General features: G+C 30.2%; 10 protein-coding genes. All 10 read right to left on the minus strand.

Features of this window, described 5'->3' with window-relative positions; genetic code table 11:
* Nucleotides 1-36: 36 nt before the first annotated feature.
* Nucleotides 37-237 carry a cold-shock protein gene (locus BN350_RS15175; RefSeq protein ID WP_028044358.1) on the minus strand — a complete coding sequence of 67 codons (201 nt, stop codon included), beginning with the start codon at nucleotides 235-237 and terminating at the stop codon, nucleotides 37-39.
* 268 nt (nucleotides 238-505) lie between these two features.
* The gene (locus BN350_RS15180) at nucleotides 506-1,309 is read right to left on the minus strand and encodes a Cof-type HAD-IIB family hydrolase (protein ID WP_028044359.1); all 804 of its coding nucleotides are present in this window, start codon (nucleotides 1,307-1,309) and stop codon (nucleotides 506-508) included.
* Between the two features lie 19 nt (nucleotides 1,310-1,328).
* Nucleotides 1,329-2,966: an alpha,alpha-phosphotrehalase gene (gene treC, locus BN350_RS15185; RefSeq protein WP_028044360.1), complete on the minus strand. Its 1,638-nt coding sequence runs from the start codon at nucleotides 2,964-2,966 to the stop codon at nucleotides 1,329-1,331.
* Nucleotides 2,967-2,978: 12 nt separating this feature from the next.
* Complete coding sequence (gene treP, locus BN350_RS15190) at nucleotides 2,979-4,862, minus strand: PTS system trehalose-specific EIIBC component (RefSeq protein ID WP_028044361.1); 1,884 nt, start codon at nucleotides 4,860-4,862, stop codon at nucleotides 2,979-2,981.
* A gap of 152 nt (nucleotides 4,863-5,014) precedes the next feature.
* The gene (locus BN350_RS15195; protein ID WP_028044362.1) at nucleotides 5,015-5,560 is read right to left on the minus strand and encodes a hypothetical protein; all 546 of its coding nucleotides are present in this window, start codon (nucleotides 5,558-5,560) and stop codon (nucleotides 5,015-5,017) included.
* A 25-nt stretch (nucleotides 5,561-5,585) separates the two neighbouring features.
* Nucleotides 5,586-6,200, minus strand: coding sequence for a suppressor of fused domain protein (locus BN350_RS15200; RefSeq protein WP_196802976.1), 615 nt, complete (start codon nucleotides 6,198-6,200; stop codon nucleotides 5,586-5,588).
* A gap of 13 nt (nucleotides 6,201-6,213) precedes the next feature.
* Nucleotides 6,214-6,924 carry a trehalose operon repressor gene (gene treR / locus BN350_RS15205; protein WP_028044364.1) on the minus strand — a complete coding sequence of 237 codons (711 nt, stop codon included), beginning with the start codon at nucleotides 6,922-6,924 and terminating at the stop codon, nucleotides 6,214-6,216.
* A gap of 80 nt (nucleotides 6,925-7,004) precedes the next feature.
* Complete coding sequence (locus tag BN350_RS15210) at nucleotides 7,005-8,561, minus strand: putative ABC exporter domain-containing protein (RefSeq protein WP_028044365.1); 1,557 nt, start codon at nucleotides 8,559-8,561, stop codon at nucleotides 7,005-7,007.
* Nucleotides 8,562-9,254 (minus strand): ABC transporter ATP-binding protein, encoded by a 693-nt coding sequence (locus tag BN350_RS15215; protein ID WP_028044366.1) that lies wholly within the window; start codon nucleotides 9,252-9,254, stop codon nucleotides 8,562-8,564.
* A gap of 61 nt (nucleotides 9,255-9,315) precedes the next feature.
* Nucleotides 9,316-10,296 (minus strand): glycoside hydrolase family 32 protein (locus tag BN350_RS19465; protein ID WP_044600377.1); only part of this gene is annotated, 981 nt, incomplete at its 5' end.

Consider the following 10,296-nt stretch of genomic DNA (forward strand, 5'->3'; position numbering starts at 1 on the left):
AAATAAAATAAAAAGGCAGAAATTCTGCCTCTTTGATTATAATACTGTAACGTTAGATGCTTGAGGACCTCTGTCACCTTCAACGATGTCGAAACTTACATTTTGTCCTTCTTCTAATGTTTTGTATCCACTTCCAGCAATTGCTGAGAAATGTACAAATACATCTTTCCCACCATCAACTGTGATGAAACCAAAACCTTTTTCAGAATTAAACCATTTTACTTTACCTGTATTCATTTGAATACCTCCTTCTTTGTGTTAACAAAAGGAAGCTTTGATATAAAAAATTCACATTTGGAATTTGTACATCAAGTGCTCAATACAATTCCTCATGTGAATCATAATTTGTTGCCTTTTATTACGTGTTCATCATAACATGCATATATTGATAAGTCAAACTTTATTTCAAAATAATTTAAGATTCACATGTACCTACATAACACTATTATTTCATAGTGTCTAAGCATAAATGAATTTGCTACTATGTGATAATATTAGTAGATAATTATCTAAATATTTTTTCAAGTATTACAAGAACACCCTCATCTACATTAGATGGACAGATATATTTAGCTGCATCTTTAACTTTTTGAGAAGCATTTTCCATAGCATAACTAAGTCCACAATACTTTAACATTTCTATATCATTTTCACCATTACCAAAAGAAACACACTGTTTAGAAGAAATCCCCCAGCGTTTCACGAGTCGTTCTAACCCTGATGCCTTATGACAACCAGGTACAATCAAATCAATTGAACCATGTCCACTGGTTGTAGGTTCCACCTTACCTTGAAGTCTTTCAACAAACATATCATAATATTCATACGTTTTGTCTTCAGGAACAGTTGGTACAAATTTAAGTATATGATCTTTAATATCTTTAAAATCATCCACCCACTTTAAACGATGATAATAATGATTTGTTAATTCATAAAACTCCTGACTAACTGTTCCTCGTTGACAATATGCACTCTCTACTCCACATAATACATTTAATATTTCAGGATACTCTTGACATACATCAATTACATTATCCACTATTTCTTTTTTCATATTAGCAGTAAAAACAACTTCAGTTCTGTCTTTTACAAAAGCGCCATTTTCTGCAACAAAAGATAATTCATCATCATATTCTGAGAACAAATCTCTTAACTGATAATATTGATTACCACTTGCTACAACTAAATGACATCCAACTTTATTCATACGTGATAAAACACCTTTAAATCTTAGAATATCATAAGTATAGTCTGAACGCATAAATGTTCCATCTATATCAACTGCAACCATTTTTATATTATTTTCCATATTGTCTCTTTTAGATAGGTTATTTATAAAGCACTATTGTTTCATACGGTCTTAATGTAAGTGTATCCTTTAAATTATGTTCTTTATAGTTAGAAATTAAAACTTTATATTCTTGAACATGAGGAATATTGACTGTTGTATTTTCATCATAATAATTATTAAGAACAATTAATTCTTCATCTTGATAATATCTTTTGTATGCAAAGATTACTTCATGATTTTCTAAGAATGGAACATAAGAGCCATCACTAATAATTTTATATGTTTTTCTTAATTGGATAAGTTTTTGATAATATCTAAAAATTGAATCAGAATCTTTTAAATCATTTTCAACATTAATATCTTTATAATTCTGATTTGACTGAAGCCATGGTTTAACATCAGAAAATCCTCCATTTAAACTACTATCCCATTGCATTGGTGTTCTAGAATTATCTCGAGATTTTTCTTGTAATATCTGATGAATATCTTTCTCATCTAATCCCTTTTCTTTTAAGATACGATAGGCATTTATACTTTCTACATCCTTATACTGTTGAATATCTGTAAAATAATGATTTGTCATTCCAATTTCTTCACCTTGGTAAATATAAGGTGTTCCACGCATCATATGAATTGTTGTTGCAAGCATTTTTGCTGATTCTTTACGATATTTTTTATCATTTCCAAATCTTGAAACACTTCGAGGCTGGTCATGGCAATTCCAAAATAATGCATTCCATCCATTTCCCCCTTGCATTTTGACTTGCCAAGTATTTAGTAAATCTTTTAATTCTTGAAAATCAAATGGCATAGATGTCCATTTATCTTTGTTTAAATAGTCAACCTTCAAATGATGAAAACTAAAAACCATATCTAATTCTTTATTATCAGGACGTGTATAACCAATACAATTTTCTACACTCGTTGCAGACATCTCTCCAACGGTTACAGTCCCTTCTACAAGACCAAATGATTTTGTATTCAGTTCATGTAAATAGTCGTGAACTTTTGGCTGATCACAATAATATTGTTTACCTATTCCATCAGAACTATCTGTAAACTCTCTTTTATCAATATTATTAATAACATCGAAACGGAAACCACGAATCCCTTTATCTAACCAATAATTTATAATTTTAATCAATTCATTTCTGACTTCTTCATTTTTCCAGTTTAAATCTGCTTGTTTTTCATCATAGAGATGTAAATAATATTCATTAAATTCTGGTACATATTTCCATGCTTTACCACCAAACTTAGAGTCCCAGTTTGTTGGTAATTTTCCATCTTTTCCTTTTTTAAAGAAATAATAATTTTTATATTTTTCATTTCCTTTCAAGGCTTTTTGAAACCATTCATGCTCTGTTGAAGTGTGATTGAATACCATATCAAACATTAAATCAATATTTTTTTTCTTTGCTTCAGCAATAAGATGTTCTAAATCTTTCATTGTCCCAAATATAGGATCAATATGATAATAATCTTTAATATCATAACCACTGTCTCTTTGTGGTGACGCAAATATTGGACACATCCAAATCATATCTACTCCTAATTCTTGTAGATAGTCTAATTTTGATATAATTCCGTTAATATCTCCAATTCCATCATGATTCGTATCACAGAAAGATTTAGGATAAATCTGATAAATAACTTTATTTTTAAAATCTGCCATATATGTTCTCCTCTATGCTATTTGAATAATATCTTGATTTAATTGAACTTCTTTATCTTGAACTAACTGAATATGCTGTCCTGATGTAAAGATAATAGGTGATACTAATGATTTTCCATGTTTACGAACATAATCTAAATCAACTCTTGCTATAATATCTCCTTGTTTAACATGATCACCGACTGCAACCAAACATTCAAATCCTTCACCATTTAACTCAACAGTATCCATTCCTAGATGAATTAAAACTTCAATTCCATCTTTACGTTTTAATCCATATGCATGTTTTGTTGGAAATGTCATAACAACTTCACCATCGAATGGAGCAATAATTTCACTATTCTTTAAATCAACTGCATAACCTTCTCCCATTAAACCTTTTGAAAAGACTTGATCTTCTACTTCTTCTAAAGGAATAATCGTTCCTTGCATTGGAGAAATAAATGAGAACTCTTCATCATCTGTTTCACCATTCATATCTTCACTTGTTAATTTCTTTTTACCAACAATCACAGTCAGTACAAATGGAACAACAATAGCCACTACCATTGCAATAAAGAAAGTTAACCAATATTTTGGCAAGATTGATAAGATTCCTGGTAATCCACCAACACCAATAGATGCTGCCATTGTTCCTGTAGATACAGAGATAATTGCTGCTAATGCCGAACCTGTCATACCACAAATAAATGGGAATGTATATTTTAAATTGACGCCAAATAATGCCGGTTCAGTAACGCCTAAATAACATGAGATACAAGCAGGAATACTAACTTCTTTAGCACGCGTATTGTTTTTTTGTAAATAAATCATTGCAAGAACTGCTGACCCTTGTGCAATATTAGATAGAGCAATCATTGGCCATAACAAAGTTCCACCAAATGTATTTGCTAATTGTGTATCAATTGCGTTTGTCATATGATGCAATCCTGTAATAACAAGAGGTGCGTATACAAAACCAAATACTCCTGCAAATAACCATTTAAATGGAGAAGTTAACCCTGCCCAAACAATATCAGAAATCCAATTTCCAATCACCCATCCAATTGGACCTACAATAGTATGCGCAACAATCACTGCAGGAACTAATGAGAAGAATGGAACAATAATCATACTGATAGAACTTGGAGATATCTTTCTAAAGAATTTCTCCAAATAAACCAGAACAAATCCTGCCATCATTGCCGGAATTACTTGTGCCTGATATCCAATCATTTGGACTTCAGCAAAACCAAAGTTCCATGTTGGAATGTCAGCTGCTGCTGTACTGGCTACTGAATATGCATTTAATAATTGAGGTGATACAAGTGTAATTCCTAAGACAATACCCAGAATTTGACTTGTTCCCATTTTCTTAGTGATTGACCATACAATTGAAACAGGTAAGAAATGAAAGACTGCTTCACCAATTAACCATAAGAAACTATCAACACCTGCCCAAAACTGCGAAATTTGAACTAATGTTTTTGTCCCATTTTCAAACAACTGAATAGAATCAATACAATTTCTAAAACCTAAAATCAAACCTCCACAAATCAAGGCTGGAATCAGTGGAGCAAATATTTCACCTAAATTTCCCATTAACCTTTGAATCCATGTCTGATTAGATTTTGATGCAGCTTTAGCAGCATCTTTACTGACTCCTTCAATTCCACTAACTGCGATAAAATCATTGTAAAACTCTTGAACATCATTTCCAATAATAACTTGGAACTGACCTGATTGTGTAAATGTTCCTTTTGCTGAAGGAATATTTTCTATAGACTTGATATTAGCTAATTTCGCGTCAACTAATACAAAACGCATTCTTGTGACACAATGTGATACAGCTTGAATATTTTCTTTGCCACCAACCTGTTTTAATAGTTCCTGTGCATCCTGAGTAAACTTTCCCATCTTTCTTCTCTCCTTTTAACTTGTACGTACATCTTTTACGAGTATATATTAACATGTACGTACAAGTGTGTCAACTATAAATATAAAATTCATAAAAAAAGAATGAAGAATAGTATAATACTATCTCTCACTCTTGTTTGGTTTATTCAAATTTATGAAATCATAAATGGACAAATGATAAATAAAAGTCCAAATATAAACATAAATATATCAAACATTTGTAACTTATGTTTCACAAGTATCCGACGATAATGATTTGGATCAATATAAATGAAATAATTTTCATAAGGTGTAAAATGCTTATCAATATAGTAAGCAGAGAAACTTTGAAATGATTGTGTTTGATAATGATAACCTAAATATGTGTACTCAAATATAGGCGCATATCTCACAATACCTTTGCTGCTTGTATAGGCCTGACTTCCAATATATGTACCTGTGATTTTTACACAACATTTGATCATACAATACAAACTATGAATGGCATACCATATAAATATCAGACCAATTCCTATTCCCATCACCTTCATTTTATCTTTATCTAACAGATACATATCGGCTAAAATAAGCGCCAATCCTAGGATAATAAAATAGACAGAAATGATCATTGCTGTATTTTGCAAAAGAGCCATTTTCTTATAAATGAGAAACAAGCAGACTATACCCAAACACAAAAATATCAGACCTATATATATCATAATTATTTCCTTCCCCAAATGAAAATCAGTCTTTTGATTTTCTTTGATAATCTGTTATATCATTGCCTATTTTTTCATAAAGCTCTTTCACATTGCACTCTTTGTTAATGATACTTTGCAATTCAGCATCTGTCACACCAATAAATTCAACAAACTCAACACGTCCATTAGGTGTTTCTATTGTTTTCAGCTGAGTATCTGGAATCGTTATGAAACCTGTCAACAAAGATTTCATTTCTATATCCATACCTTGAGTCTGTCCAGTATATAAATATTCATAAGGCTTAAAGAGTTCCCCATTTTCAAAAGTGATTCTAGCAATTGCCTGTAAAATACCGCATATTCCTTTTAATTCAGCATCTTCATCTTTTACATTCTTTTTAAGTTTTAAAGTAAACTCCATCCCATAACCACTATACTCTATATTTTCTGATTCTTTTTCATACAGTTCTGATAATCCATACGTGATAAAATGCCAATAATCTCCTCCATCATAAATACTAATACCATCCAAAGGATCATTTCCACCTAATTGCCAACTCATCAATGTTCCATAATGTAATGGATTGTCTTGTCCCGGATAGGCTCTCTCACATTCTTTTGTAATGGCATCCCAACCTACTGTTTCATATTCTTCCATCATGTTTTCCTCTCTATAACTCTGTTCTTCTTGCAAAATCTACAAACCTAAACTTATCTGGACGATGTTTTGCGATTGTATATTGAAATAATGTTGCATCTTCTAAGTATGTATAAGACTTTACGCATACAACTAAATCATAATTTTTCATATCTAATAGTTCTTTTTCTTTATTTGTTGCTTTAACAACTGTAATTTCTTTTCTCGCAAAACTGATCTTTAAACCTAACTCTTTTTCTATATATTCATATAAAGAATTTTGAGCGTGTTCTTTTTTGAGTCCTTGAATGATATTTCCATTGATATAATCAGTATCTAAGATAACTTTATTACCATCAATCTTTCTTACTCTTTCAATATGATAAATTTTACCTTTATCCATATATAATTCTTCTTTTAAATCATCAGGAATATCTTTTTCTTCAAATATATGAACAATGGTTTCTACATCTGTATGCATGGTTTTTTGTAATTCTTTAAAACTTGTAACTCCTGATACAGGAAAAGCAATTCTATCAACATCCAATACAAGTGAGCCTTTTCCTTTATTCTTTTGTATATAACCATTTTGTAATAAAAGATTTAAAGCTTTTCTAACAGTATCTCTTGATGCATCATATTGTTTCATTAATTCATTTTCACTAGGTAAATAACTTCCTGACTTGATTTCTTTATATTTAATTTTATCTAATAAATTCTGGTATATCATCTGATACTTACTCATATAATCACATCCTTTTATGTATAGTATACACAACTCTTTTTGCTTTATCAAGAGATGTCCGTACAAGAAAAAAGAGTGAATTACTCACTCTTCAATTCACGACCATTCATCATATTTTGGCAACTCAATAAAATAACTCCTGATACAATAAAATTCAGAACCAATGAAGAATAAGAAACAATCATGAACATTGTCGTATTCATACTACCTGCTAAGATAAAATAAGTCGTTAGAATTACACTAGGTAATGCACAAACAATCATAATCAGCATTCTCATCATATTTTCAAACAAACGTGAAGAGCGACTTTTTAAGATTCTTAATGTTAAAACACTAGCACTGATAAATACACAAATATAACCCAATAAGTTAACAATATACATGAGTAATGTCATGATATCTGTCTGATAATAAATACCTATAACAATAAATGAAAGAATAGAGACTGCACAGACTTTTATAAATGTTGGTAAAATAACTGCAATCAGTTTCTTTAATGGCTTATCAGGAATTAAATAGATTTGATAGTTTTTTAATTCTGTTGCTAATTCACTATTTTGTAAAGAAGAAAATACCCAGATAATCATCATATAAACAAAGAATCCAAACCCTAATCCACTAAAAATAGTCACCGCAACATATATTCCAATAGAAATCAAATCACTCATAGAGATAATATGTCCTGTTTTTTTCATTAATATTAAATTTTTAGACATGACTGCATAAGCTCCATCATAGAAACGTGAATGAACAGTTTTCACTTTCACATCTTTCATCGCATTTTGATTACCTTCTTTTAAAGATTTATAACGCTTCGAATACTCCAAAGAATCTTGAATGGCCTGTTCATAAAAATCACCTTTATAATTAATAAACAAAGCATATATAACAATAAGTCCAATAACCAACAACAAAATACCAAGAATAGACATCATTGCATCTTGCATAACATAACCAATGAGAGCTAACTTTAACCATCCAAAAACAGGAACATAATAAAATAAAGAAGACTGAATAAAATCAACCATTAATGTCTTTAAACTTCCTGTTTCTAAATATGTTCCTATCAAAACACCCATCACAGCTATAATAAAGACACCAATAATGACTTTTGGTAATATTTTTAACTTCTCATCACTAATAGACACAACATAAAGATAGTCTGTTAAAACCAAGAAAATCATAATTGTTATAAAAACACATAGCAATAACAAACCAATAAAACCAATATTAAATTCTAAACCGCCACTTATTCCAGCAAAAAATACCAAGGCAAATAACCCAATAAACAATGATTGAATAATCGTCTGCATTGTTAAATAAGCCATAATCTGTTTTCTAGTAAATGGTCCACCAAATAAATAAAATGCATCTTCTCCAAAAAACAATGCTTTCTTAGATGTCATCATGGTTGAAAATAACATCATTGCTAAAAAAGCAATAATTAACAAAATAGATGAATGTAAATCATAATTCACAATCATTGTTGTCTGATTATGTATTGTAAATAAGCTCACAAAGATAAAACCATAAAGAAGTATCATCAAAATCGTAAAAATAGCACTTGCAGGTTTTTTAAATAAATTTCTTATATTGGCTTTGGTTTTTAAAAACCAAAGATAGAAAAGTGTCTTCATCTAGTCACCATCCGTCAATTCAAAGAAATATTCTTTTAAAGATTCACCCTGCAACTCATCTTTTTTCACATGTTTAATAATATGTCCCCTATTCATAATATAAGCTTCATCAAATATTTCACTCACAATATCAATAATATGTGTACTAATCAAAATAGCACATCCTTCATCAGCTAAACGCCTAAAAATCTGTAAAGTTTCTTCAATACTCGCAGGATCTAATCCTACCATTGGTTCATCTACCAATAAAGCTGTTGGTTCAATCATAATAGCCAATAACATACTTAATTTCTGAGTCATACCTTTACTTAATTCTTTAGCCATTTTCTTTCTTTTTTCAGTCAGCTTAAAAAGTTCTAAATATTTTTCAGCCTTTTGCTTGTAATCTTTCACCTGATAAGCATGACCAATAAAATCAATATGTTCTTCAACTGTTAATAAATCATATAAAACAGGTGTTTCTGGTACATATCCAAAACAGCGTTTTGCTGCAATAGTATCATTAGAATATCCACAAACTTTAATTTCACCCTCAAATTTTAATAGATTTGCTATACTTTTAATTGTTGTAGATTTTCCGGCTCCATTAGGTCCTAATAATATTGTAATTTTACTAGAATCAGCAATTAACTGAATATCCTCTACTGCCTTAAAATCTCCATATCTCTTTGTTAAATGATTAACTTCTATCATATATATCCCCTCCTCATTCCATTATACACATATATTGAATACAAAAATAGAATTATCACTTTTATTCACTCTTTATTCTCAATAATTCAAAATCTATATCATAAAGATCTGTTAAAGACTCATGAAGCTGATAAACAATTTGACTCATAACATAATATCCACCATTCATATAAATCTCAAAGATATGTGTATCATAATAAATATCAAGATGATACTGATGATTTAAAGGTGGAGTTTTATTCAAGTTACATACTTTCTCTTCAATAATAGAAACTCGGCTACGATTACACCATAGACAATCATCTTTTATCCATAATTCCAATCCACCTATTGAAATCTTCTGATTTTGCTGCAATGTGACTTTTAATAAAAATGGTGTATTGAAATCAATATGCTTATTCTCATATTGAAAGAGTTTTTGAATATTTGGATGAACACTTTGATAAACATGTCCTCCTTTTTGTGTCAAAACACGTGGCATTGTCAACATACCACACCAATTTTCACCTTCAACAGGTTTACGCATTCTCATCCAGCCAAACATTGTTCTTTGATTGTTTTCATCTAAGAAAGATTGAGGAGCATAGAAATCTAAACCATAATCTAAATAAGTGTATTCTCCCTGTTTTTGAAGTGTACATGTTTCTTCATCAAACAAAACAGGCATTATGACTGCATTACTATTAGGTTTTGGTGGTAAATCTATATTCTCTGGTGAAAAGACTAGATAATATTGATTATCTATTGAAAACAAATCAGGACATTCCCACATATCCCCAATATTTTCATCAATAAAACGATTCTTATATGTAAAATGAATGCCATCTTCACTTTCATAAAACAATACTTCACCATCATATCCTTTATGACTTGCTATTTTACTGCCAATAATCATATAAACATGACCATTCTTCCCAATCCAAACTTTAGGATCTCGTGTATGTCTCACATCCCCTAATTTCTTGTCTTCAATAACACCAACAACCTGATGTTTTTCTGTTTTATTATCAAAAGAATATCCATCATCAGAAATGACCAATCC

Origin of the sequence: Candidatus Stoquefichus massiliensis AP9, assembly GCF_000455285.1 — a bacterium.
Lineage (GTDB): Bacteria > Bacillota_I > Bacilli_A > Erysipelotrichales > Coprobacillaceae > Stoquefichus > Stoquefichus massiliensis.